The organism is Catellatospora tritici, from assembly GCF_019083965.1.
Classification (GTDB): domain Bacteria; phylum Actinomycetota; class Actinomycetes; order Mycobacteriales; family Micromonosporaceae; genus Catellatospora; species Catellatospora tritici.
The window spans coordinates 630,770-653,729 of the sequence record NZ_JAHRCY010000001.1; the positions used below are offsets into that span (position 1 = coordinate 630,770).

General features: G+C 71.7%; 23 protein-coding genes. 10 read left to right on the forward strand and 13 right to left on the reverse strand.

Features of this window, described 5'->3' with window-relative positions; genetic code table 11:
• Window positions 1–14: 14 nt before the first annotated feature.
• Together KUA19_RS02735 and KUA19_RS02740 are read right to left on the reverse strand one after the other, a co-directional pair.
• Window positions 15–182 carry a hypothetical protein gene (locus tag KUA19_RS02735; protein ID WP_217394431.1) on the reverse strand — a complete coding sequence of 56 codons (168 nt, stop codon included), beginning with the start codon at window positions 180–182 and terminating at the stop codon, window positions 15–17.
• Between the two features lie 102 nt (window positions 183–284).
• Window positions 285–1,067 carry an LOG family protein gene (locus tag KUA19_RS02740; RefSeq protein ID WP_217394432.1) on the reverse strand — a complete coding sequence of 261 codons (783 nt, stop codon included), beginning with the start codon at window positions 1,065–1,067 and terminating at the stop codon, window positions 285–287.
• 263 nt (window positions 1,068–1,330) lie between these two features.
• Between KUA19_RS02740 and KUA19_RS02745 the strand changes: the two genes are divergently transcribed.
• A complete protein-coding gene (locus KUA19_RS02745) occupies window positions 1,331–1,468 on the forward strand; it encodes a hypothetical protein (RefSeq protein ID WP_217394433.1) in 138 nt (45 codons plus the stop codon).
• A gap of 15 nt (window positions 1,469–1,483) precedes the next feature.
• On the opposite strand, the gene dapE is transcribed toward KUA19_RS02745, so the two are convergent.
• Window positions 1,484–2,554, reverse strand: a complete 1,071-nt coding sequence (dapE, locus tag KUA19_RS02750; protein ID WP_217394434.1) for a succinyl-diaminopimelate desuccinylase — start codon at window positions 2,552–2,554, stop codon at window positions 1,484–1,486.
• A 19-nt stretch (window positions 2,555–2,573) separates the two neighbouring features.
• On the opposite strand from dapE, the gene KUA19_RS02755 reads away from it, so the two are divergent.
• The 4 genes from KUA19_RS02755 to KUA19_RS02770 all read left to right on the forward strand — a co-directional run bounded on the left by KUA19_RS02755 (window position 2,574) and on the right by KUA19_RS02770 (window position 7,250).
• A complete protein-coding gene (locus KUA19_RS02755; RefSeq protein ID WP_217394435.1) occupies window positions 2,574–3,512 on the forward strand; it encodes a DapH/DapD/GlmU-related protein in 939 nt (312 codons plus the stop codon).
• A gap of 22 nt (window positions 3,513–3,534) precedes the next feature.
• Window positions 3,535–4,461, forward strand: a complete 927-nt coding sequence (locus KUA19_RS02760) for a hypothetical protein (RefSeq protein ID WP_217394436.1) — start codon at window positions 3,535–3,537, stop codon at window positions 4,459–4,461.
• Window positions 4,462–4,561: 100 nt separating this feature from the next.
• A complete protein-coding gene (locus KUA19_RS02765) occupies window positions 4,562–5,980 on the forward strand; it encodes a hypothetical protein (protein ID WP_217394437.1) in 1,419 nt (472 codons plus the stop codon).
• Window positions 5,973–7,250: an AAA family ATPase gene (locus KUA19_RS02770; protein ID WP_308167289.1), complete on the forward strand. Its 1,278-nt coding sequence runs from the start codon at window positions 5,973–5,975 to the stop codon at window positions 7,248–7,250. Before KUA19_RS02765 ends, KUA19_RS02770 begins: the two co-directional genes overlap by 8 nt.
• Before the next feature lie 109 nt (window positions 7,251–7,359).
• Here KUA19_RS02770 and KUA19_RS02775 read toward each other — a convergent pair whose 3' ends face one another.
• Genes KUA19_RS02775 through fdxA form a run of 4 tightly spaced genes read right to left on the reverse strand, consistent with a single transcriptional unit; the run spans window position 7,360 to window position 10,907 of the window.
• Window positions 7,360–8,088: an HNH endonuclease family protein gene (locus tag KUA19_RS02775; protein ID WP_217394438.1), complete on the reverse strand. Its 729-nt coding sequence runs from the start codon at window positions 8,086–8,088 to the stop codon at window positions 7,360–7,362.
• Window positions 8,089–8,094: 6 nt separating this feature from the next.
• The gene (locus KUA19_RS02780; protein WP_302498354.1) at window positions 8,095–9,438 is read right to left on the reverse strand and encodes an AAA family ATPase; all 1,344 of its coding nucleotides are present in this window, start codon (window positions 9,436–9,438) and stop codon (window positions 8,095–8,097) included.
• 42 nt (window positions 9,439–9,480) lie between these two features.
• The gene (gene dapC / locus KUA19_RS02785; RefSeq protein ID WP_217394440.1) at window positions 9,481–10,569 is read right to left on the reverse strand and encodes a succinyldiaminopimelate transaminase; all 1,089 of its coding nucleotides are present in this window, start codon (window positions 10,567–10,569) and stop codon (window positions 9,481–9,483) included.
• An 11-nt stretch (window positions 10,570–10,580) separates the two neighbouring features.
• Entirely contained in the window at window positions 10,581–10,907 is a 327-nt protein-coding gene (fdxA, locus tag KUA19_RS02790; protein WP_217394441.1) for a ferredoxin, read from the reverse strand.
• Window positions 10,908–11,045: 138 nt separating this feature from the next.
• Here fdxA and KUA19_RS02795 point away from each other — a divergent pair, with 138 nt between their 5' ends.
• Entirely contained in the window at window positions 11,046–11,996 is a 951-nt protein-coding gene (locus tag KUA19_RS02795) for a GNAT family N-acetyltransferase (RefSeq protein ID WP_217394442.1), read from the forward strand.
• Between the two features lie 34 nt (window positions 11,997–12,030).
• Entirely contained in the window at window positions 12,031–12,897 is an 867-nt protein-coding gene (locus tag KUA19_RS02800) for a hypothetical protein (protein WP_217394443.1), read from the forward strand.
• Window positions 12,898–12,907: 10 nt separating this feature from the next.
• On the opposite strand, the gene KUA19_RS02805 is transcribed toward KUA19_RS02800, so the two are convergent.
• Window positions 12,908–13,357, reverse strand: a complete 450-nt coding sequence (locus KUA19_RS02805; RefSeq protein WP_217394444.1) for a hypothetical protein — start codon at window positions 13,355–13,357, stop codon at window positions 12,908–12,910.
• Between the two features lie 20 nt (window positions 13,358–13,377).
• Window positions 13,378–15,087: a VanW family protein gene (locus KUA19_RS02810; RefSeq protein ID WP_308167290.1), complete on the reverse strand. Its 1,710-nt coding sequence runs from the start codon at window positions 15,085–15,087 to the stop codon at window positions 13,378–13,380.
• A 191-nt stretch (window positions 15,088–15,278) separates the two neighbouring features.
• Between KUA19_RS02810 and KUA19_RS02815 the strand changes: the two genes are divergently transcribed.
• On the forward strand, window positions 15,279–16,586 hold the full coding sequence (locus KUA19_RS02815; RefSeq protein ID WP_308167291.1) for a DUF2254 domain-containing protein: 1,308 nt from the start codon (window positions 15,279–15,281) through the stop codon (window positions 16,584–16,586).
• Between the two features lie 3 nt (window positions 16,587–16,589).
• Here KUA19_RS02815 and KUA19_RS02820 read toward each other — a convergent pair whose 3' ends face one another.
• A complete protein-coding gene (locus tag KUA19_RS02820) occupies window positions 16,590–17,522 on the reverse strand; it encodes a hypothetical protein (protein WP_217394446.1) in 933 nt (310 codons plus the stop codon).
• Between the two features lie 184 nt (window positions 17,523–17,706).
• Entirely contained in the window at window positions 17,707–18,936 is a 1,230-nt protein-coding gene (locus KUA19_RS02825) for a DUF6923 family protein (RefSeq protein WP_217394447.1), read from the reverse strand.
• Between the two features lie 54 nt (window positions 18,937–18,990).
• Here KUA19_RS02825 and KUA19_RS02830 point away from each other — a divergent pair, with 54 nt between their 5' ends.
• On the forward strand, window positions 18,991–19,752 hold the full coding sequence (locus KUA19_RS02830; RefSeq protein ID WP_217394448.1) for a bestrophin-like domain: 762 nt from the start codon (window positions 18,991–18,993) through the stop codon (window positions 19,750–19,752).
• A gap of 60 nt (window positions 19,753–19,812) precedes the next feature.
• On the opposite strand, the gene KUA19_RS02835 is transcribed toward KUA19_RS02830, so the two are convergent.
• Both KUA19_RS02835 and mshB read right to left on the reverse strand, forming a co-directional pair.
• Window positions 19,813–20,244 carry a hypothetical protein gene (locus KUA19_RS02835; RefSeq protein WP_217394449.1) on the reverse strand — a complete coding sequence of 144 codons (432 nt, stop codon included), beginning with the start codon at window positions 20,242–20,244 and terminating at the stop codon, window positions 19,813–19,815.
• Window positions 20,241–21,098: an N-acetyl-1-D-myo-inositol-2-amino-2-deoxy-alpha-D-glucopyranoside deacetylase gene (mshB, locus tag KUA19_RS02840; RefSeq protein WP_217394450.1), complete on the reverse strand. Its 858-nt coding sequence runs from the start codon at window positions 21,096–21,098 to the stop codon at window positions 20,241–20,243. Before mshB ends, KUA19_RS02835 begins: the two co-directional genes overlap by 4 nt.
• 67 nt (window positions 21,099–21,165) lie before the next feature.
• Between mshB and KUA19_RS02845 the strand changes: the two genes are divergently transcribed.
• The gene (locus KUA19_RS02845) at window positions 21,166–22,920 is read left to right on the forward strand and encodes a S9 family peptidase (protein WP_217394451.1); all 1,755 of its coding nucleotides are present in this window, start codon (window positions 21,166–21,168) and stop codon (window positions 22,918–22,920) included.
• The last annotated feature ends 40 nt before the right edge of the window (window positions 22,921–22,960 follow it).

Sequence of the window (22,960 nt, forward strand, 5' to 3'; positions counted from 1 at the left end):
CGCAGGGGCCCGGGTCAGAACAGGTCGACGATGCTGCGCACCACCGAAGCCGCGCTGTCCGGCCGGAAGGCGACCCAGCCCCCGACCCCGCAGCAGCACACCGCCACCACCGCGACCACGAGCACAACGATGACGGTGGCGGAGCTGCGCGGCTTCCGGGGAGGAGTCGGAGGAGTGCTCATGTCTGTCCTGTCACGAGGAGGGGCGCCATCGTCTCACGGCCGACCCGAAGTCGCCGCCCCGTCCCGGCTGGGAGACACCACCGGCCTTCGCGCCGTGCGGCGCTAGCCGCGCGGGCCGCCGTGGCGGATCTGCTGCTCGGTCGTCAGCATCTTGTCCGCCTCGACGATGTGGTTGACCGCTTGTTCCACGTCGTCGGTGACCAGCAGCAGGTCCAGGTCCGCCGCGTCGACCTTGCCGGTGGCCAGCATGTGCTCGCGCATCCACGCCAGCAGGCCGCTCCAGTAGTCCACGCCCATCATCACGACCGGGAACCGGGTGACCTTCTCCGTCTGCACCAGCGTCAGTGCCTCGAACAGTTCGTCCATGGTGCCCATGCCGCCAGGCAACACCACGAAGGCCTGGGCGTACTTGACGAACATGGTCTTGCGGACGAAGAAGTAGCGGAAGTCGATGCCGATGTCGACCCACTCGTTGATGCCCTGCTCGAACGGCAACTCGATGCCCAGGCCGACCGACAGCCCGCCCGCCTCGGTGCATCCTCGGTTGGCCGCTTCCATCACGCCCGGACCACCGCCGGTGATCACGGCGTATCCGGCGCGGGCCAGGGCGGCGCCCAGGCGCTCGGCCATGCGGCACTCGGGCGACTCCGGGGCGCTGCGGGCCGAGCCGAAGACGCTCACCGCCGGGGGCAGGTCGCTGAGCGAGTCGAAGCCCTCGACGAACTCGCTCAGGATGCGCAGGGTCCGCCACGAGTCGCGGACCTTCCAATCAGGACGGCCGACGGAGTCGAGCAGGGCCTGGTCCGCCGTGCCCGCGGTGGTGGCGTCGCGGCGCAGGGTCACCGGACCCCGATGCCGCTCCGGCCGGGAATTGCTGTGCGTCATACCCATCACCGTAGTCCGCCCCGATCGTTGCCCGTAGGAACCGGGGGGCGTCCCCGGAAGAAATCGCGGCCGGACATCGATTTCAAGGTTTGGCGCGTCACTACATCGGGGTAGTGGTACGTGCACCGAACCACAGCCCGGGGCACTTGCCCACAGGTCGAGGAAATTCCCTGCGAATCGCGCAACCCTACGCCATGCTGTGGCGTCAGGAATGTCAGACGACCGGGGTTGAATCGAAGCCGACGAGGGAGGCGATCACCGTGATGACCCGCTCCGAGATGCTCCGCCAGCGCCAGGCCATGCGCCAGCGCATCCGCGCCACCGTGCACGCCCGCCGGATCGCCCAGGTGACCGGCCAGCTCGATGCCGACCAGGTCGAAGAGACCGCCGCCGCCCGCTGAACTCCGGCGCCGTGGCTATCGCGCCAGCCAGTGGCGCAGTAGTGCCGCACCCTGCTCGATCTTCTCCAGCTCCACGTGCTCGTCGCGCTTGTGCGCCAGATTGGGGTCGCCCGGCCCGAAGTTCAGGGCCGGGATGCCCAGCGCCGCGAATCGCGCCACGTCGGTCCAGCCCAGCTTCGCCGCCGGGGCCGCCCCGGTGGCGGCCAGGAACTGGGCGGCAGGCGGTGCGTCCAGCCCCGGCAGGGCCCCGGGCGCGAAGTCGGTGATCTCCATGTCGTACCCGGACATCACCTCGCGCAGATGTGCCTCCGCCTGCGCCACGCTGCGGTCCGGCGCGAACCGGAAGTTGATTTCGATCTCGCACTCGTCCGGGATGACGTTGCCCGCCACCCCGCCGGTGACCTTGACCGCGTTCAGGCCCTCGCGATACCGGCAGCCGTCGATCGTCACCTCGCGCGCCTGGTACTGCTCCAACCGCCGCAGCACCTCGCCCGCCTTGTGGATCGCGTTGTCGCCCAGCCACGACCGGGCCGCGTGGGCGCGTACGCCGTGCGTGCGCACCTTCGCCCGCATGGTCCCCTGGCAACCCGCCTCGACCACCCCGTACGTCGGCTCCAGCAGGATCGCGAAGTCGGCCTCCAGCAGCTCCGGCCGGGTGTCGGCGACGATCTTCAACCCGTTGCGCACCGCCTCGACCTCCTCGCACTCGTAGAAGAAGTACGTGGCGTCGTAGCGCGGCTGGTCGACGGTGACGGCCAGGTGCAGCGCGAGCGCGGTGCCGCTCTTCATGTCGGAGGTGCCGCAACCCCACATCAGCTTGTCGTCCGTAGTGGACGGGAAGTTGTCCGCGATCGGCACCGTGTCCAGATGCCCGGCGAGCACCACCCGCTGGTCGCGGCCGAGCTCGGTCCGCGCGACCACGGTGTGGCCGATCCGCTCCACCCGCAGGTGGGCGCAGCCGCGCAGCACCTCCTCCACCGCGTCGGCGATCTCCTTCTCGTTGCCCGAGACGGACTCGATGTCCACCAGGGCACGGGTCAGCATGACGGGGTCGGCGAGCACCTGCGGCGTCAGCGGGTTCGACATACGGGTAGCCTAGGGCACCGTGAGCAGCACACGTCTCGACCAGCCCGCCTGGGGCTTCGGCCTCGCCACCGTCAGTGGCGAGCAGACCCTGGAAGTGTGGTTCCCGGCCGGTCAGCTCGGCCTGGGCACCCCGACCTCGACCGCGACTGAAAACAAGGTCGCCGAGCCCGCCCTGCCCGGCCTGCGCGTGGTTCCGGTCACCGTGTCGATCGCGTCACTGGCCGACGCGCCCGCCGACACCGCCGACGCCTACCTGCGGCTGCACCTGCTGTCGCACCGGATCATCCGGCCGCACCAGGCCAACCTGGACGGCGTCTTCGGCCTGCTGCCCAACAACGCCTGGACCTCGGCCGGGGTGTGCCCGCCCGAGCGCGTCGACGAGCTGCGCCTGATCGAGCGCGCCGCAGGCCGCCACCTGGCCGTGTACGGCGTGGACAAGTTCCCGCGGATGACCGACTACGTCGTGCCCGCGGGCGTGCGCATCGCCGACGCCGACCGGGTCCGCCTGGGCGCGCACCTGTCGGCGGGCACCACCGTCATGCAGAAGGGCTTCGTCAACTTCAACGCCGGCACGCTGGGCACCTCCATGGTCGAGGGCAGCATCTCGGCCGGGGTCCTGGTCGGCGAGGGCGCGGACATCGGTGCGGGCGCCTCGATCATGGGCACCCTGTCCGGTGGCGGCAAGGAGGTCATCTCCGTCGGGCAGCGCAGCCTGGTCGGCGCGAACGCGGGCATCGGCATCTCGCTCGGCGACGACTGCGTCGTCGAGGCGGGCTGCTATGTCACCGCGGGCAGCAAGGTGACCCTGGTCGAGACCGGCGAGGTGGTCAAGGCGTTGACCCTGTCGGGCGCGTCGAACGTGCTGTTCCTGCGCAACTCGGTGACCGGGGCGATCGAGGCCCGACCGCGTACCGGCACGGGCATCGTGCTCAACGCCGCCCTGCACGCCAACGACTGAGCTCACCCAGGGAGGCGTCCACGTGGACCCGAGACGGATAGCGGGGCTGCTCGACGCGCCCGGCTGCCGTCGCAGGCTGGCCGTGGACGTCTCCGGTATCGAGCCCGCCGTGCTGGCCGAGGCGGTCGGGGCGGCAGAAGGCGGGCAGAGCCCGTACGCGCGCGAGCGGGACGGCACGTTCGCCCAGCTCGCACTGGCGCGGCTGCCTGAGCTCGTCGCCCGGCACCTGGGTGTGCGGGCCGAGGGCGTGGTCGAGACGGACGAGCTGCCCAGCGGCGTGGGGCTGTGGTCGTGGCGGGCGCCGAAGCTGCGCCTGGGCGACACGGACATCACCGTCGACCGGGTGCTGCTTGCCGGGGACGGAACGCGGCTGCATCCGGTGGAGATCAGGTCGTACGCGTGCCTCGACGGCCAGGCTGACCCGACCAAGGTCGCGGGCACCGCTCGGGAGCTGGCCGTGACGGTGGCCGCGCTGCGCGCGGCCGCCGACGATCCGGCGCAGGTCAGCAGCGTCTGCCTGCTCGTGCTGCCGCGCAACTTCGGCCTCAACCCGGTCGGCACGACTCTCGACGTGGCGCCGCAACTGCGGCGCCTGCGCTGGGTGCTGGACCGGCTGACCGCCGGCGCCGACCGGCTCTCCCCCACGCTGGAGGGAGCCGAGCTGGTCGGCGCGCTGGGCCAGGTGCCCGCCCGGTTCGGCGACGGCTGTCCGAGCTGTGCGGTGTACCCGTACTGCCGAGGTGACGCCGAGCGGTCCGGGGCAGCCGCCCGCGCCGGAGCCACCGTGGCCAACCTGTGCGGGCCGGTCGGCCTCGCCGCGGACGCCCTGGCCCTGGCCCACGGCGAGCGGACCCCCGGTGACGAGACGGAGCAGGCCATCGCCACCGAGCTCGCCCGAGCCGCAGTCGCCTACGGCCAAGCGGTCACGCAGGCCCGGGAGTCATCGTGAGCGCGCACGGGTGCGCGGCGGCGGGGTTGACCAGGGGCCCTTCCACCACGCAAAGCGATAAGAAGGTGCCCTTCCCTTCCGCGCGGAGCGGGGTGGGCGCGTGAGCTTGGACGTCTACCAGCGGCTGCTCGCACTGTCCCAGCGCCGGGCGGTCCCCGCCGCGTCACGGGCACACCGACACCTGTCGCCGAGGCCGTGGGTGCTGGTCGGCTACCACCTGGCGGGTGAGCCGTCGGCGCCGGTGGCGATCCGGTACGGCTCCTTCCGTGCCCAGCCGAAACTGCTCGTCGTCGCCGAGCCGCGCGACCGCGACCAGCGCTTCGCCGCGCTCGGCGCGCTCGCCCGCGACCTGGCCACCTATGTGAGCCGCTACACCGAGACCGAGCCGGTGGTCCGCGTCGGCAACGGCCGCGAACTGGACGTCGACCAGTGCTGCACCGACGCCCCCCAGCTGGTGGTGCCGAACGAGGCCACCGCGCACTGGCTGGACCTGCTCGGGCAGTACCTGCGCACCCTCGACGTCGATCCGGTGCTGCAGACGGCGGGCGCGCACCTGGGCTGGTTCGCCTCCCGGCGCCACCTGCCCGGCTCCAGCGCCGTGCTCACCGCCACCGACCTGCTGGCCACGCACTGGCGCACCGGCCAACTGCCCACCGAGGACGGGCATCTGGGCCGCCTGCTCGCCTGGATCGAACCGCCCGCCGGGCAGGACGCCTGGACCGCCGCCGCGACCGCCGAGCAGCGCCCGCCCGCCGGACCCGCCAGCGATCCCGAGTGGGACCTGATGACGCTGCGTCCGGCACTCGAGCGGGCCAAGCAGGTCGGCGACGTACGCCGGTTGAAGCTGGCCGCCGCCGAGGCACTGGACCAGGCCTGGCGCGACACGTGGACCGCGCTGGACCTGGTCGCGCTGCTGCCCCCCGGCGGCCACGTGGCCCAGCGCTGGGAATCCGACCGCTGGTCGTGGACCCGGCACCGGGAACGCGTCACGGCCGGGACGATCCGCTTCGGCGGGCGGCTGTCCGACGTGCCCGCGTTCCGGTTCCTGCACGAGCTGGAGACCCGCACCGTGGCGCTGGAACGGCAGATGGCGCTGGACGATCCGCTGGTGATGGCCCGTTGGCTCGCCACCGGCGAGGCGGTCGCCGGTACGGTGATCAAGCGGGACCTGGACCACAGTGTGACCAGCGCCAAGGGATCGACGCTGCTGCGGCCGCTGCTCTGGCTGCGTACCCAGGGGTTCGACCGGCCCGCGGGCACCGAGCTGTGGCTGGGCAAGGTGGGCCTGACCGTGCGCTCGTCCACGGTGGACACCGTCGAACTGATGGTCACCAGCGGCGCCGTGACCAGGCAGAAGTTCAACCTGCTGCCCGAGTGCGACGCCGAGGTGGTGCTGGCGCCGTTCGGGCCGCAGCAGTACTTCCCCGACAATCTGCCCGAGGAGCTGCCCTGGCCCGCCCGTCCCACCCGGCTCGCCCCGCCGCGCGCCGACGAACCCGACGAGGACTCCGGTGAGTGAGGCCGCGCGGCGGCACGAGGCCGCGATCGAGCAGGTCTGGGACCGGGTACGCGGCACCGACCGGGCCATCGTCGTCGACTCCCCGCCCGGCGCGGGCAAGTCGACGCTGGTTCGCGAGCTGACCCGGCGCCTGGTCGCCGCGGGCGAGCACGTGCCGGTGGTGGTGCAGACCAACGACCAGGCCGACGACCTCGTGGTCGCGCTGGCCGCGGCGGGGCTGCGCACCGGCCGCCTGCACGGTGCCGAGTGGACGCCGCCGCCGCGCTGGCCACGCGACCGGGTGCGCACCGGTACCAAGCTCGGCGAGCTGGGCGGCTGCGACGTCATCGTCGGTACGGCCGCGAAGTGGGCCTACGTCAAGGCCGAAGACCGGGTGTGGCCGCTGGGGATCATCGACGAGTCGTACCAGATGTCGGCCGCCGCCCTGGTCCGCGTCGGGCACCTCTTCGACCGGCTGTTGCTCGTCGGCGACCCGGGGCAGCTCGCCCCGTTCACCGTCGCCGACGAGCACTCGGTGCGCTCGCTGGCGACCTGGCCGTTGGACACCGCGGCGGGCACGGTGCTGCGCCACCACCCGGACACCCCGGTCATCCCGCTGCCGGTGAGCTGGCGGCTGGCCCCGCACACCGCCCCGGTCATCTCCGACGCGTTCTACACCCGGCCGTTCCGCGCGGGCGCCGACGCGCGGGACCGGCGGCTGGACCTGCACAGCCTCGCCCATCCGGCGCTGGCGCAGGCGGCCGAGACCGGCTGGGCACTGCTGGAACTGCCCGCCGCGCACGTGCCGCGCACCGACCCGGCCCTGGTGTCGGTGCTCGCCGACCTCACCTACCAACTCGTCACCGCGGACGCGTCCACCGTGGACCCGTCCGGCGGGCGGCCGCTGACCAGCGCCGACATCGCCGTGGGTGTGGTGCACCGGGACCAGAAGGCGCAGGTGGAGGCCGCGTTGCAACGGCTGGGCGTGACCGGGGTGACCGTGGACACCGCCAACCGGCTCCAGGGCCGCCAGTACGAGGTGGTGCTGGCCTGGCACCCGCTCAGTGGGCGGCGCGACGCGAGCGCGTTCCACCTGGAGGCCGGGCGGCTGTGCGTGCTCGCGTCGCGGCACCGCCAGGCCTGCGTCGTGGTGACCCGGGCTGGGATCACCGACCAGCTGCACGCCTACCCTGCCGCCGAACCGGTCTGGCTCGGCACCGACCCGCCCCAGGTGGACGGCTGGGAAGCCAACCGCGTCTTCCTCGACCGCCTCGCCCCGTTCCGCGTCTGACGTCCACCCCGAGCGCCGCGCCGCACGCAAGATCACTGCACTTTCAGGGAAAGTGCACGAATCTTGGGCCGAATACCTACACTTCCCCCGAAACTGCGGCCTCGGGCCGTCAGTTCAGGAGTGATGCGCGCAGGCGAGGTTCCAAGAGGATGCGCAGCAATCGCGGATCGTGGCGGAACACCACCTCCGCGCCCGGCTGCACCGCCGCGAGCAGCATCGCCGTGATCACCTCAGCGAACGGCTGCATGCGTATCGTCAGCAGGCACTCGTTCATCCGGCGCGGATCCCCCAGTCGCATTGCGTCGTGCCATCCCGGCAGCGCGAGCTCGATCACCCGGCGCGCCTGCTGACGCCCTTCCACCAGCACCGCCCGGTTCAGGCGCAGCACGGCGATCGTGTGATGCCCCTTGTCGGTGCGCGGCCGGTACTCCCCCACCGACAGCGCCAAGGCCAGGTGGTCGGCAGGATCGTCGACCGTCGGATCGATCAGCAACGACTGCCCGCGGCCGTCCACGGGAAACTGGTCGCCCTTGCCGTGGCTGTTGCAGAACGAGCAGGCGAGGAGGTGGTTCAACCAGTCGAAAGTCCGCAGCGGGTTGCGCGACAACGGCTCGTGGTGGTCGATGTCGGTGCCCTGGTTGTCGCCGCAGTACATGCACCTGCTGATCCCTGGCGCGGCGTCGAGGAGCAGATCACGCAGACTCTGCCGGGGCTGGGCACGCCGCCACAAGCCCCTGGCGTGCCGCACCCGGTCGGCGGCGGCTCCGATCTCACCGTTCAGCTGTTTGGTACGCACGTCCAACTCCGCCGAGAGTAGCGGCCGGTTGATCCGGATCACCGACCATCACGCCCTGTTCTTGCTGAACCGCCGTGCCGTGTCCCGAGCCGCCGAAGCGGGTGAGCTGGTCAACTGCTCCTGCAACCGGGTGTAACGGGCGACCTCTTCTGCGCTCGCCTCACCCGCGAGCACCCGAATCTCGAGATCACCGAGTTCATGGCGCAGGCGCGCGGCCCGCTCGGAGTACGGCTGATCGAGGCCGAACAGTTCGGACATCACCGCATCGTCGCCGGTGCCGTAGACGACCCGCTCATAGAGGTCCTGATCGACCACCCGGGGTGGTTCCTGCTCGTCGGGGCCGGGCAACCGGATCAGCCCACCCGGATCGGCGGCCTGGCAGATATACGGACTGTGCGTGGTGACGATGAACTGGATACCCGGAAAGTGCTGCTTGAGCCAGACGCCGATACGCTGCTGCCACGATACGTGCAGATGCGCGTCGACTTCGTCGATGATCACCACGCCAGAGGCGGTGATCACGGTTCGTCCGTCTCGCACCTCGGTCGGCACTGTTCCGACGGACGAATGCAACTGCCGGATGAGATCCACGATCAACGCTGCGACGGTGCGGTAGCCGTCACTCATCTCGCGTAGGGGAAAGGGATGCCCCCCGTGGCTGACCCACAGGCCCTCAGAATCGATGCGATGGATCTGGTAGCCGTCTGGCAACAACCCGTCTCCCAGCACGGAGAGCACCAGATCCTTCAGCTCCGCTGCTCCCGGACGCTCCTCCAGCGCGCGTAGATGCTGCTCCACCAGCCAGCTCACGCCTTCGGCGAGTGACGCGTCCTCATGGAACAGCGTCGCGACTCGGGCCAACTTCGGGCTGGCGGTTAGTCGCTGCGCACCCACGGCGCCTCCGGTCAGACGCCGAAACGGCCCGTAGGCCGCGAAGAACAGGCCTAGGTCATCCTCTTCCCACGGATCGGCCGAGCTGGGGGTACGCGTGAGCTTGAGCATGGGCGACCGTCTGCCGTCCCTGTTCGGCTCACTCCAGCCAAAGCTCAAGTTGAGTTCCAAGCTCTCGTCGGCTGAGTCCCGGGAAACTCCGCTTTGCCCCTCACGCGCCCCATCCGTCCCGCCGGAGACCACGGTGAGGCGCACCCAGCCGGAATCGGATCCTCGGGAGATCCAGTGCCTGAATTCAGGCACCAGAGCGCGGGCCGTCACCGGACCGGTCAGCGCCAACGCCATCGCCTGCAGCAGCGAACTCTTGCCGGAACCGTTACGGCCCGCGATGACCGTCCAGCCCGCGCGGCTTCCGTCATCGCGGATCGAGAACTCCAGGTCCACGGCACGGGCAGCACGGAATCCTCGGACGTCCGACACCCTTACCCGAGAGATGTACATGCGATGCCCTCCGAATGCCGTCAGCGCATTAGACCACCTGCGTCAGGACAGCCGGGCGACCGCCGTACGCACGCGCTCGTCGGTGGCGGTGAGTGCCACGCGGACGTGCCTCGCACCCTTGGGACCGTAGATCTCGCCGGGGGCGACCAGGATGCCCCGGTCGGCGAACCAGTCGGTGGTGTCCCAGCAGGCCTCGCCGCGGGTCGCCCACAGGTAGAGCCCGGCCTCGGAGTGGTCGACCGTGAACCCGGCGCTGAGCAGCGCGGGCAGCAGGAGTTCGCGGCGGGCCGCGTACCGGATGCGCTGCTCGTCGGCGTGGGTCTCGTCGGCCAGTGCCGCGATCATGGCCGCCTGCACCGGCGCGGGCATGATCATGCCCGCGTGCTTGCGCACGGCCAGCAGTTCGCCGACCACCTCGGGGTCGCCCGCGACGAACCCGGCCCGGTATCCGGCCAGGTTGGAGCGCTTGGACAGCGAGTGCACCGCGAGCACACCGGTGTAGTCGCCGTCGCACACCGACAGCACCGACTCGGGCTGCGCGGTCCACGGCAGGGTCAGGTAGCACTCGTCGCTGACCAGGACCGCGTCGGTGTCGCGGGCGTACTCGACCCAGGCCCGCAGTTCGTCGGCGGAGGCGACCCGGCCGTGCGGGTTGCCGGGCGAGTTGATCCAGATCAGCGCGGGTCGCTCCCCGGTGGGCGGGGCGTCGGCGCGCAGCACGCGAGCTCCGGCCAGCCGCACGCCCACCTCGTAGGTCGGGTAGCAGACCTCCGGAATGACCACGGTGTCGTCTGGGCCGAGCCCGAGCAGCGTGGGCAGCCAGGCGACCAGTTCCTTGGAACCGATCGAGGGCAGCACGCTGAAGCCGGGTTCGGCGCGGCAGGCGCGCGCGGTCCAGGCGGTGATCTCCTGGCGCAACTCGGCCGTACCGGCGGTCAGCGGGTAGCCCGGCGAGTCCGACGCCTCGGACAGCGCCTTGCGGATGATCGCGGGCACCGGGTCGACCGGGGTGCCGATGGACAGGTCGACTATGCCGTCGGGGTGGGCCGCGGCGCGCCGCTTGGACGGCTCCAGCAGGTCCCACGGAAAGTCGGGCAGGCCGGCGGAGACCCTCCGCCGGCCGGAACCCATGGCGCCGGTGCTCAGTGCTCGCCTTCCTTCGGCGGCAGGGCCGCGACGAAGGTCGCGTCAGCCGTGATCTTGCCGATCTTGGAGGCGCCGCCCGGCGAGCCGAGCTCGTTGAAGAACTCGTAGTTCGCCGTCACGTAGTCGCGCCACTGCTCCGGCACGTCGTCCTCGTAGAAGATCGCCTCGACGGGGCAGACCGGCTCGCAGGCGCCGCAGTCGACGCACTCGTCCGGGTGGATGTACAGCATCCGGTTGCCCTCGTAGATGCAGTCGACGGGGCACTCCTCGATGCAGGCCTTGTCGAGCACATCGACGCACGGCTCGGCGATGATGTAGGTCACTGATCGTCCTTCCACGCACTTCTCCACGGAGCCCGCCTGTCCCCCGGAAATGACCAGCCCACCGTGGGACGTGCACGCTCCGCCGCTCCACGCGGCCAAGCGCAAGCCTAGTATCCGGGGACGGGAGGTAGGTAGTCAGTGTTGGCTAAGAACGATCTCGGGTCCCGCGTGGTGGTACGCAGGTTCGTCGGTTTCCAAGACGAACGCCCCCAGTTCACCGATGTACTGGGCGAACTCACCGGTCTCAGCGACACCGAGCTGTCCGTCACCACATCCCAAGGCGTGGTCGTCGTGCCGCTCGCGCAGGTGCACCGGGCGAAGGTGGTCCCGGCCCGGCGCGGCCCGACCGCCCGCGAGGTCGCCGCGCTGGAACTGGCCGCCGCCGAGGCGTGGCCCGCGCCGGTGCGCGAACCGCTGGGCGACTGGTGGCTGCGCGCCGCCGACGGGTACACCGGTCGGGCCAACTCGGCGCTGCCGGTGGGCGACCCCGGCCTGCCACTGCCCCGGGCGGTGGACGCGGTGGTCGACTTCTACCGTGAGCGGGGGCTACCGCCGCAGGTCGACGTGCCGCTGCCGCTGGCCTCGGCGGTCGAGCGGGAACTGCTGGCGCGCGGCTGGCACGTCGAGTGCACCGTGCAGGTGCAGACCTGCCCGCTGGACGAGCTGATCGCGGCGACCCCGGACGGGGCGCAGTTCGCGCTGGCCGATACCCCCTCGGAGCAGCTCCTGGCCATGATCGCCGGAAGCCTCGGACCGCTGCCGGACGCGGCGCGGCACGTGCTGACCGCCGTGCCCGGCGTGGTGTTCGCCCAGCACTTCGACGAGGCGGGCGCGCTACTGGCGCGGGCCCGGGGCACGGTCACCGGCGCGGGCCGCTGGCTGGGCGTGTTCGGGGTGGAGACTTCTCCGGCCGCCCGCCGCCGAGGGCTGGCTGCCGCGTCGATGGGGGCACTGGCCCGGTGGGCCGCCGCCCAGGGCGCCACCGACGCGTTCCTGCAGGTCAACTCGCCGAACACGGGCGCCCTCGCGCTGTACGCGGGTCTCGGCTTCACCAGCCACCACGTCTACACCCGCTACCAGCTCCGCTGACCGGCGGCTTGACCTGGCCGGATAACGTGCGGTCGTGTCGAGCACCGATCCGCCCCGCCGGTCCTGGGTCTCCAGGTCCCCCGCGCCCCCGCCGCCCCGGACGGGGTTCTGGGGAGGCTGCCTGACCATCGCCGGCATGGGTGCGATGTGCTGTGGGGCCACCGCCGTGCTGGCCACGGTGAAGCTGTCCGGTCGGGCACTCGCGCACCAGGTCGGCGCGCCGGCAGCGCTCCTGCTCCTCGTCCTGGGCGCCGTCGTGCTCGTCGCCGTGGTGTCCGCCTGGCACCGGCTGCGGCAGTGGCGGCTCGACCGCTGGGCCGCCGCCGACGGCTGGTCGGCGGTGCCGGACCGAAAAATCTGGCCCTGGTCGGCGCGGCAGCTCGGCGAGGGCGGCGCGGTGACCGTGACCCACGCGCTCACCAAGATCGTGGACGGCCGCGAGGTCACCGCGGGCGCGCTGCGCTGGGAGCACGACGGCCTCGGTGGCGCGGTCTCCCGGTCCTCGGGCACGGGCACCTTCGTGGCGATCAGGCTCTCGGGCGAGCATCCGGGCGCCTCGGTGCACCGGCGGCGCAGCGGCGGCCGCAGAGTCCGCGACGAGGAGCTGTTCCTCACCGAGTACCGCATCGTCATCGACGATCTGAGCCTGGCCGACCGGTTCACGGCTGTCGCGCTGCGGCGGGCGCACGTGCGCCGCGAAGTGCCGACGTGGACGATCAGCGGGGACGAGATCTACACGGTGTGCGAGTCGGTGCGGACGGCCACGCCGGGCCGGATCGAGGAGCTGACCACCGGGCTGCTGCGCGTGCTGGCGCTGCTGGAGATCCCTGCGGCCGACCCGGGGGCACCACGGCAGACGCCGGAGGACACCGAGGTGTCCTCCGGCGCGGACGAACCGTGACCGGTACGGCCTACACGCGGCGCGGGCGGGCCTTGCTCTGCTGCGCGAACGCCCTCAGCTGGCGGGCCCGGTAGTCCGAGGCGAACGCGATCAGGCCGACCAGACCGAGCCCGGTGCCGACGACGAACACCCCGGCGTAGAGCCAGATCTGGTTGAAGAACGCCCCGGCCCCCTGCGCGAACGGGTTCTCCCCCGCCAGCAGCGGCCCGACCAGGATGCTGAGCAGGCAGGCGACGCCACCCGCGGCGGCCAGGTCGGCGACGACCCGGGCCTGCGGCCGGACCCGTCCCCAGTAGACCGCCATCGCGAAGAAGACCAGGCCGATCACGCCGAGCGCCACCAGTCCGGCAACGGACTGCCTGTCGGCGTCCTTGATGCCCTTGGCGACCCACCGGGCCACCACGTTGACTGCGAACAGCACCGCCGCGATCACTCCGACCGGCAGCCACCGCTCCTTCATGGCATCCTCCTCAGCGCATATCACTGCGGTTTGGCATCGCACACGTATTGTGGCTCAGCGTCATACCGCCAGGTGAACTTCTCCCGCTTGATCTCTTTACCGTCCTTGCGGAAGATGCGCCAGGCGTCTTGCGTGAAGCCCTGGCTACCCTGAGTAGCAATGCAGGTCGGACCGGCCGGAAGCGAGATCTTCTTCGGCTCGGTGATGTCGCGCTTCGGGTCGTACTTCGTCGTGATGCTGTCGTAGACCTTGGTCGACCACATGCTCACCGTGATCGAGTCCGAGGTGTACGACGTGTCGATGAGCACCCCGTACGGCGTGGTGTTGGTGAAGCGCAGGTCCAGCGACGGGTACATGATGGTCGACTCGATGACCGCCGGGTAGCGGCTGAAGTAGAACGAGTGCGGCTTGTGCTCCACGTCCTTCAGGCCCGCGTAGTACGCGGCGTTGAAGATCGTGGTGGTGAACTGCGACGCGCCGCCGCCCACGCCCGGGACCAGCTTGCCGTCCATGATGATCGGGGCGTCGTGGTAGCCCTCGGCATAGCCGCGCGGACCGGTGTGGCCGTTGAGCGAGAAGGTCTCGCCCGGCTGCACGATCGCGCCGTCGACCTCCTTGGCGATCTGCACGATGTTCTTGCTGCGCGGGCTCTCCAGCCCACCGGTGAAGTACGTGGTGAACGACGACACCTGCTCGCGGATGCCGAGCTTGGCCAGGTCGTTCGCGGTGGTGGCGGCCGCCACCTCGTTGATCTGCGCGGTCACGGAGCGCGCACCGGCCTGCTTGAGCACCGGCACCAGGTCGGCGGCGAGCTTCGCCGTGTCGACCAGGGTGCCGCCGGTGCTGGCGACGACCCGCGCCTTGCCGTCCTTGCCGTCGATCGCGGCGTTCTTCGGCTGCGTCTCGACCTGGTCCAGGGTCGTCTTCCAGCCGCTGCGGAGCTTCTTGTCGTCGACCTTCACGGTCAGCTTGCCGTCGGCATCCGAGCCGATGGCCAGGCTCGATGCGATGACCCGGGTCGACAGGGTCAGCTTGCCCTTCGGGGTGTCGACGGTCACCGGCGCGGCCACGGCGGGCTGGGCGACCTCGGCGATCATCGCGTCCACGTCGGCGGCGGTGCTGACCGGCGTCTTGTCCACCAGCGGCACGGTGACCTCACCCTTGAGCCAGCCGTCGCGCACGGCGTCGGCGGCACGGGCCGGGTCGAGGGCCCGGCCGGGCTTCGGGTAGACCGCCTTGGGCGTACGGCCGTCGAAGACCACCCCGGGCAGCGTCATCGCGGCGCCGCTGGCCTTGGCCGCGACCGGCTGCAGCGCGGCCGCCAGGCGCGCGGCGTCGACGGTGACCACCGGGGCCACGTCGGTCGTACCGAACGTCGAGGTCAGCGCGTCCCACGGGCGGTAGGCGGCGTTCGCGGCCGAGGCCACGGTGGCGTCCACGTCCACGCCCAGGCCGACGTCCTGCGGCTGCACGGTGGTGGTCTGGTCGCCGACGTGCACCGTCAGCGGCGCGGCGAGCTGGTCGGCACGGGCGGCGAGCCCGTCGCGCAGCGCGTCGGCGGCCTCGGCCCGGTCTCGGTCGCCGATGGCGACACCGAGGACGCGCACGTTGCGCGGGACTTCGCTACCGAGGGCATATCCAGCGAAAGCGGCGACCAACGCCAGTGCGACGGCGGTGGTCGTACCTGCGATCAGCCAGCGTCGCCGGGACTTGCCGGGGGTGGAGAACACAGACGAACCTCATCATCGTTGGTGGGGCCTCTTGACGGAATCCCGCAGGTCGACGCGCCGAAACACGGCCACGTACGGGGCACCTGGCGGTCTAGGGTAACGCGATATACGAAGCTCGCCCACATTCGAGAAAATAGGTCGATATGGGTGGTTCATCCGACTCTGAGCTTGAACATCGCGTCGCACCCCACGTGCGCCGACTGCGCAGCCGGGCCCTGCGCGACCGGCTGGCCGAGAGTCTGCTGTTCATCCCCGCCCTGATGCTGGCCGCCTCGGTGGCGCTGGCGCTGCTGCTGGGGCACATCGACGCACATCACGTCGGAATGCTCAGCGAGTGGGTCACCTTCACTCCCGACGTCGCGGTCACCCTGCTCGGCATCATCGCCGGCGCCATGATCACCACCGCCGGGGTGGTGTTCTCGCTGCTGGTCGTGTCGCTCCAGCTGGCCAGCGGGCAGTTCTCACCCCGGGTGCTGCGCGGGTTCTGGCGCGACCGTCCCGGCCAGGTGCTGGTGGGGCTGCTGCTGAGCACGTTCGCCTTCTGCGTGCTGGCGCTGGCCCGGGTCGACACCGCCGCCACCGTCGCGCCGACGCTGACCGTCGGCTTCGCGCTGCTGCTCACCATCGCCTCGGTGCTGACCATCGTGGTCTACCTGGACCGCATCAGTCGCCAGCAGTACGTCGGCCGGATCATGGAACGCGTCGCCCGGGAGACCACCAGCCTGATCGCCGAGCTGCCGTACGGGCCGCACATCGGCGTCCAGGTCGGTCGGCCCGTGGACCCGCCCGACCTGACCGCCCTGGGGCCGGGGCTGGCCATTCCGGCGATCCACGACGGCTGGGTGCAGCAGCTCAGCCGACGCGCCCTGATCGCGGCCGCGCCGCCCGGCTCGGTGGTACGGCTGGAGACCCGCGTCGGGGCATACCTGGTGGCGGGCACGCCCATGGTCACCATCTGGCCGGTACCAGCCGACCCGAGGGTCAGTGCCCGGCTCCTGTGCGACGCGGTAATCGTCGGGGTGGCCCGGACCATGCAGCAGGACATCGACTTCGGGCTGCGCCAGCTGTCCGACATCGGGCTGCGGGCGTTGTCTCCGGCGGTCAACGACCCCACCACCGCGATCGAGGTGATCCTGCGCATGGCCTCGGTGCTGCGGCCGCTGATGCTGGCTGAGACGCCCGCCCGCGCCGTACGCGACGAGCAGGACCGCACGCTGCTCACACCGTACGAGCTGGGTCACGCCGACTACGTCGAGCACGCCTTCCACCAGCTGCGGGTGTTCGCCTCGGCGCACCCGAGCGTGGTCGTCCCGATGCTGCGGAGCCTGCGCATGCTGCGCACCGCCTGCACCGCCCCGGATCGCGGGCCGCTGACCCCCGACCGGGCGGCCACCGTCGCGGCACTGGACCAGCAGATCGCGCTCACCATCGCCGGTGCCCGCCACGCGGTGATGCTGCCCGAGGAACTGGCCGCGATCGAGGCGATCGCGGCCGGCTGAGCGTCACAGCGGCAGCTTGGCCTTGACCGCCGCGCCCTGGGTCCCGAGCTCCTGCCACTGCGCCCCGAGCGCGTTCAGGTCACCCTCGTGCGCCGCCGTGAAGTCGGCCAGCCGGTCCCGGGCTCCCGCCATCGCGAGCTGCCACACGGGGGTGCGGCAGGCGCGGTCGGCGGCGACCGCCTTGTCCTGGAACGCGATCGCCTCCTTCCACGGGCCGGGGAAGGTCTTCGGGCTCACCGGACGGCCGTGGTCGTTGAACTTCTCGCGCACCGCGGCGTACAGCTCGCCGAGATCACGGGCGGTGATGCCCTGCTTGGCCATGCAACTGCCGTAGCCGAGCATCGCCGACTGCACCGCCGGGTCGTCGCCGACCTCGCGCAGCAGCTCCAGGAACTGCGCGTCCAGGTCCAGGCTCGCTTCGGGCACGAACTTGCCCTCGTACGACTCCGCGGGCGGCTCGCAGTAGACCAGCTGATCGGAGTACTGCTGACGCTTCTCCGGCGGCAGGCGGTCGAAGCCCGGGTTGCTGTACTCCTCCTGCGCCGTGGCCGCCTCGACCGACGCGGCGACACTGGTCAGCAGCTTCTCGGCGCCCGGCTCGACCACCGCCGACACCTCGAACGGCAGCAGTGTGCGGTCGCTGCCGGTCTTGACGAACGGCGGCGGCGTGTAGGAGAAGTGCTCCTTGGTCATGCAGTCCTTGAGCGGCTGCTGGTAGGCGCGGTACGTGAGCACCTCGACCGCCTCGTGCTGCGCCACCGTCCCGTTGATCCGCTCGTACGTGGCGACCAGGCCCGCCTCGACGGCGTTGGCCGCGGGCACGGACAGCGGGGCCGGACCGGCCTCCCGGGCGTACCCGGCGAGGGTGAGCACGCTCAGCGCCCCGACGACACTCACCGCCGCGTGCCGCCGCCACAGCTGACCCGTCAACCTCATCGTCGCCCTTTCCCCGGCCGTTACGTGACCAGGACATCCTGGGCAGACGTCCGGTCAGTGTCCATGGTCCGTACGGTGCGGGCTTACCCGCACCGTCGGTGCCAGACGTTCTGACCTGCACGTTCACGACCGGCGGCGGCCGGGTGTGGTGTCGGTAACGTGACACGCACCCCACCGGGTGACCTCAGCGCCGCGAGAAGCGACTGAGCAGCAGCCGCCCTCCGGACAGGCCCAGGATCAGGATGGTCACCGTGTTCCGGCCGGTCTTGACCGGGTCGCGGTGGTGTTCGGGGTGCGCCACGGCGGCCACCTGGTGCCGGGGTCGCGGCCGTGGGCTCGGCGGGGTCGGCCGCGGCGTGGGCGACGGCGGCGGCACCACCGGTGCGGGCAGCACCGGCGGCGCCACGATCGGGCTGGGCAGCAGCGGCAGCGGGCTCGGGCTCGGGGTCGCGCTCGGTGACGGGCTGGGGCGGTGCGGCGGACTCGGGCTGGGACTCGGCGACGGTGCCGGACTCGGCGAGGGTGACGGGCTCGGGGACGGACTGGGCGAGGGCGACGGGCTGGGCGGCGCGGCGAGCCAGGCGCCGTCGGTGCTGCTCAGCGGGGAGTCGGTGGCCAATTGCACCGCCGTCGCGCCGCCCAGGTCGATCCGGTACTGGGTGGTGGTCCGGCCCTCGCCGTTGTTGACCGTGTAGAGGTCGCCGTCGAGCACGGCCGAGGTGCCGTACGTCCCGCCCTGGCGTGGTGCGCCGCCCAGCGCCCGGCGGGTCGCGACGCCCGTGGCCGGGTCGACCCGGACCAGCACGGGTGGGCCGCCGGTGCTGGAGTCGACGCCGTAGAGCAGCCCGTCGGCGGGGTTCAGGTCCCAGTCGCCCAGGTAGGCCGGTGTCGACAGGGCGAGGTCGCGCAGCACGTGCCCGAACTTCGGACTGGACGGTCCGATGTCGAGGATGAGCAGACGGTCGTCGGCCTGCAGATAGAGCAGGCCGTCGGCCGCGGTGCCGCCGTACGCGTGGGAGATCGGGGTGGTCGAACCCGGCGGCCGCCCGCGCACCGGGCCGTGGTCGGTCACGACACCCGTTCGGGTGATGGAGACGAGGTGTCCGCCGTCGCCGAGCGGCGCCGAGAACCGGCGCGTGGCCACCCCGTAGAGCAGCCGCTGTGCGGCGTCCCAGCCGATGGCGTTGACGGAAAAGTCCAGGTCGGCGACCAGTCGCACCGCTCCGGTGCGCGGGTCGAGCTCCACCAGGTCGGAGGGCACATTGGGCACCGGAGTGCGCACCTGCAGCAACACGCCCGGCAGCGGCGCGGCCAGGCCCTTGGCCGGTCCGGCCAGCAGCACCGGAAACGCCATCGCGGCTCCGGCGGCCGCGATGGCGCCGAGGAAGTGTCGATATCGGGGGCTGGTACGCATACCATCCTGTATAGCCCCAGATGTACAGTTTGGGCGAATCGGCGGAGGAACGGCATGCAGGCGTACGTGATCGGCTTACTGTGGTTCCTCGGCGTCTCCGGCCTCGCGGCCGCGGCGGTGGTGCTCATCCGCCGCTCGTGGCCGCCAGACCAGCGCGCCGACATCCACGATGTGCTCAGCGTCGTCTTCTCGATGACCGGCACGCTGTACGCCGTCGTCGCCGCGTTCGTCTTCATCGACGTGTGGCAGATCGGCAACGACGCCCGCGCCGCCACCTACCGGGAAGCCCAGGCGGTGCAGGCGATCACGTGGTCGGCCGAGAACAGCCCGCCCGAGCTGCGCGCCGAGATCACCGCACTGTCCAAGCAGTACCTGCACGAGATCCTCGACCAGGAACTGCCCCGTCTTCGTGCCGGCCTGCCCGCCGGCGACGAGGGCTGGACCGTGCTGGACAACCTGCGTTCGGTCAGCGCCCGGGTGCCCGCGAACGCCGACGACAGCGGCGACAGCCCGGAGTCCGTGGTGCAGACCGTGATGCAGGCCCGCGAGGACCGCCTCGCCCTGGCGGACAAGCGAATCGGCAGCGTGACCTGGTTCGCGCTGCTGTTCGGGGCACTGCTGGCGGGGATGCCGATCCTGTTCTTCCGGTTCGACCACATCGGTACGCAGCTGGCCATGACCACCGCCGTGGTCGGCATGATCACCCTGCTGCTGGTGACGATCCACCAGATCGAGCGGCCGTTCACCAGCACCGAACGCGTGCCCGCCACCGGGTACCAGAACGCCGTGACCCGCCTGGACTCCCTCGGCACCTGACCCACCACCGCGGCCCGGCGCCCGCCCAGCGTCTATGAAAACCCGGCGCCCGCCCAGCGTCTATGAAAACTCGGAGCCGAAGCCGGAGCCGGAGTTCGGGCGGGGGCGGCGGGCGCTCAGGAAGGCGACGGGGCCGACCAGGGCCATACCACCGAGGGCGAGCAGCGCCAGGCCCAGCCACGAGTTGGCCAGCTGATCGCCTTCGGTGGTGCCACCCACGGCGAACACCATCACCAGGAACCACGGCACGGCCGCGAACCACCACGCCCACGGCACGCCGACCGCGGTCCGGGCGAACCAGATCAGGAACACGTTCGCCCCGACCGCCAGCGGCAACACCCACACCGCGGGCCAGCCGCCGAGCCGCAGCCCGGTGCAGGCCGCCTCGGCGAAGGCGGTCAGCACGCCGAGCACCACGGCCAGCGCCGCCCCGACCACGCGCAGCAGCAGATCCACCGCGCGCAGGGCGGGGCGTGTCTCCAGCGTGGTCACCCCAGTCCGGCGAACAGGTCGGTCTCCCAGCCGTACGGCCCGTCGCCGCGCCCCCGCTCCCCCAGCGCCAGCGTGTAGTGCTCGACGCCCATGAACTCCTGCCCGAAGTTGCCGGCGATCGAGTACAGCCAGGACGTCTCGGGGATCTGCGTGGCGTGCGCCCTCAGCGCGGCGATCTTGGCGTCGTGGTAGTCGGAGCCGTCGATGCACGCGGCCACCTGGTCGTCGGGCGTGCCGAACGGGAAGTCCTCGACGCTGGTGATGCCCGCGAACGGGTTGTCGGTCGAGTCGCGCAACGCCTCGACGCCCGCCTTGAGCACGCTCAGCGGCATCGCGGTCCAGTAGATCTTCTTCGGCCCGAAGCCCCGCTCGGCGGCGAGCTCGCTGGCCCGCATCGCGACCCGGTGCGCCTGGATGTGGTCGGGGTGACCGTAGAAGCCGTTCGCGTCGTACGTGACGACGATCTGCGGCCGCACCTCGTCCATGATCGCGAGCAGGTGGGCCGAGGCCTCCTCGAGGTCCGCGCCCCAGAACGCGCGCGGGTGCTCGTTGGCCGGGGTGCCCATCATGCCGGAGTCGCGGTAGCGCCCGGCACCGCCGAGCTGCCGGTGGTCGATGTTCCCGAGCGCCGCCAGCGCGGCGCGCAGCTCGGTGAGCCGGTAGCCGCCGAGCTGGTCGGCCTGGCTCGCCTCCAGCTGGGCGAGCTCGGGCACGTGAATCTCGCCCTCCTCGCCGAGGGTGCAGGTCACCAGGGTCACCTTGGCGCCCAGGGCGGCGTAGTGCGCCATGGTCGCGCCGGTGCCGATGGACTCGTCGTCGGGGTGTGCGTGAACGAACAGAATGCTGCGGGCCACCCGGTCACTCTAGCCCGCATCAGGCAAACCGCCACGCGCCAGCCCGTCGCGTCGATAGCATCCGGCCATGGGTGAGCAGCAGGTCCGGCCCGGTACGGGCCGACACACCATTGCCGTGAGCAGCGACGGTCTACGGGTCGGCCATCTGCATCACGGCGTGCTGCGTTTGTGCGAACTTCCGGCCGGACGCGTCACCACACTCGCCACCGGTGTCGACACGTTCGCCTTCGACCGCACCGGCGCGACCGTGGTGTGGATCTCCGGGGGCTGGCTGCACCACCGTCAGGCCACCGGACCGGTGCCGACCCCGGGCCCGGTCGACCAGGCCCGACCGGACCCGACCGGCCGCCGTCTGGCCTACCTGTACGACGGCGCCATCCGGGTCGCCCCGATCGGCCCCGTCGCCGAGGGCGGCGACGAGCTGCTGGCCGGGGAGCCGGACGGGGTGCGCTGGGGCGAGGCCGACCCGCACGCGGCCTACTTCGGGCGCGACACCGGCTGGTGGTGGGCGCCCGACGGGGAGAGCATCATGGCCACCCGCCGCCAGGGCGACCAGGTGTCACTGCACCTGCTCGACCTCGACGGCGGCTGGGTGGACGTGCACTGGGACCGCGAGATCTACCCGTACCTGGGGGCGGTGCGGTGGGCCGACGGCGGGCCGCTGATCACGGTGCTGCGCCGCTCGCAGGGGCACGGCCTGATCCTGGCCGTGGACCGGCGCACCGGGGAGACCCAGGTGCACGCCGAGCTGGCCGATCCGCGCTGGGTGAACCCGGTCGACGGGACGCCCCGCCACCTGGCCGACGGCCGGGTCCTGGTCGGCGGCGAGATCTCCCACGACGGGTACGACGCGCGCTGCCTGTTCGCCGACGGCACCCTGCTCACCCCGCCCACGCTGTACGTCCGCCGGGTCGTGGGCCGCCTCGGCCCGGGCTCCACCGGCGGTGAGCTGGGCGACCTGCTCGTCGAGGCGAGTGAGGGCGAGCCCGCCGAGCAGCACCTGTTCCGAGTCCGCAGCAGCACCAGCGGCGGCATGGTGGTGCACCGGCTGACCAGCGCCCCGGGCTGGCACAGCGCCGAGTGCGGCGGCGACACCGTCGTCACCGGCCTGCGCAGCCTCGACGACGAGGACGAGCAGATCACCGTATGGCACGCCGGACGGCAGATCGTCGAACTGACCCCGCGCCGGGCCGTACCGGCCAGCCTCGCCCGCCCGACCCTGGACCGGGTCACCGACCGACGTCTGCCCACCGCGGTGCTCTACCCGCCCGGCCACGTCTTCGGCCGCCGTCTGCCGGTGCTGCTCCTGCTCCCCGACACCCCCACCGCCCAGCAGGTACGCAGCGACCACGCCGCCTTCGCCGACGCCCGCGCCTGGGCCGAGGCCGGGTTCGCGGTGGTGCTGGTCGACGGCCGGGGCACCGTCGGCGTGTCCCCCAGCTTCGAGAAGGTCACCCACCGCCGGGTCGTGGACCTGGCCGTCGGCGACCAGGCCGACGCCCTCCGCCTGCTCGCCGACAAGCACTCCGACCTGGACATGACCCGGGTGACCGCGTACGGCACCGGCTTCGGCGGCTGGCTGGCCGCGGTGCTGGCCGCCCGCCGCCCCGACACCGTCCGCGCCGCGATCGCGGTCGACCCGTGGGACTGGTCGACGCTGCCGGTGCCGCTGGCCGAGCGGTATCTGGGGCCGCGGGAGCTGGACAGTGAGACCTACGCCCGCCACGACCTGGGCGAGCTCCCCGACACCGTCGTCACCCCACCCAACGAGAAGGAAGGGCACCTTCTTATCGCGCTGCGTATAGGAAGGGCGCCCTCTTAACCCCTCACCCTCAGGGGCGCAAGCGTCTAGGCTCGTGATC

Coding starts and splice junctions, on each gene's coding strand:
- KUA19_RS02735 (WP_217394431.1), bottom strand. CDS start 182: ATGAGCACTCCTCCGACTCCTCCCCGGAAGCCGCGCAGCTCCGCCACC.
- KUA19_RS02740 (WP_217394432.1), bottom strand. CDS start 1,067: ATGACGCACAGCAATTCCCGGCCGGAGCGGCATCGGGGTCCGGTGACC.
- KUA19_RS02745 (WP_217394433.1), top strand. CDS start 1,331: ATGACCCGCTCCGAGATGCTCCGCCAGCGCCAGGCCATGCGCCAGCGC.
- dapE (WP_217394434.1), bottom strand. CDS start 2,554: ATGTCGAACCCGCTGACGCCGCAGGTGCTCGCCGACCCCGTCATGCTG.
- KUA19_RS02780 (WP_302498354.1), bottom strand. CDS start 9,438: ATGTACATCTCTCGGGTAAGGGTGTCGGACGTCCGAGGATTCCGTGCT.
- dapC (WP_217394440.1), bottom strand. CDS start 10,569: ATGGGTTCCGGCCGGCGGAGGGTCTCCGCCGGCCTGCCCGACTTTCCG.
- KUA19_RS02805 (WP_217394444.1), bottom strand. CDS start 13,357: ATGAAGGAGCGGTGGCTGCCGGTCGGAGTGATCGCGGCGGTGCTGTTC.
- KUA19_RS02820 (WP_217394446.1), bottom strand. CDS start 17,522: ATGAGGTTGACGGGTCAGCTGTGGCGGCGGCACGCGGCGGTGAGTGTC.
- KUA19_RS02825 (WP_217394447.1), bottom strand. CDS start 18,936: ATGCGTACCAGCCCCCGATATCGACACTTCCTCGGCGCCATCGCGGCC.
- KUA19_RS02830 (WP_217394448.1), top strand. CDS start 18,991: ATGCAGGCGTACGTGATCGGCTTACTGTGGTTCCTCGGCGTCTCCGGC.
- KUA19_RS02845 (WP_217394451.1), top strand. CDS start 21,166: ATGGGTGAGCAGCAGGTCCGGCCCGGTACGGGCCGACACACCATTGCC.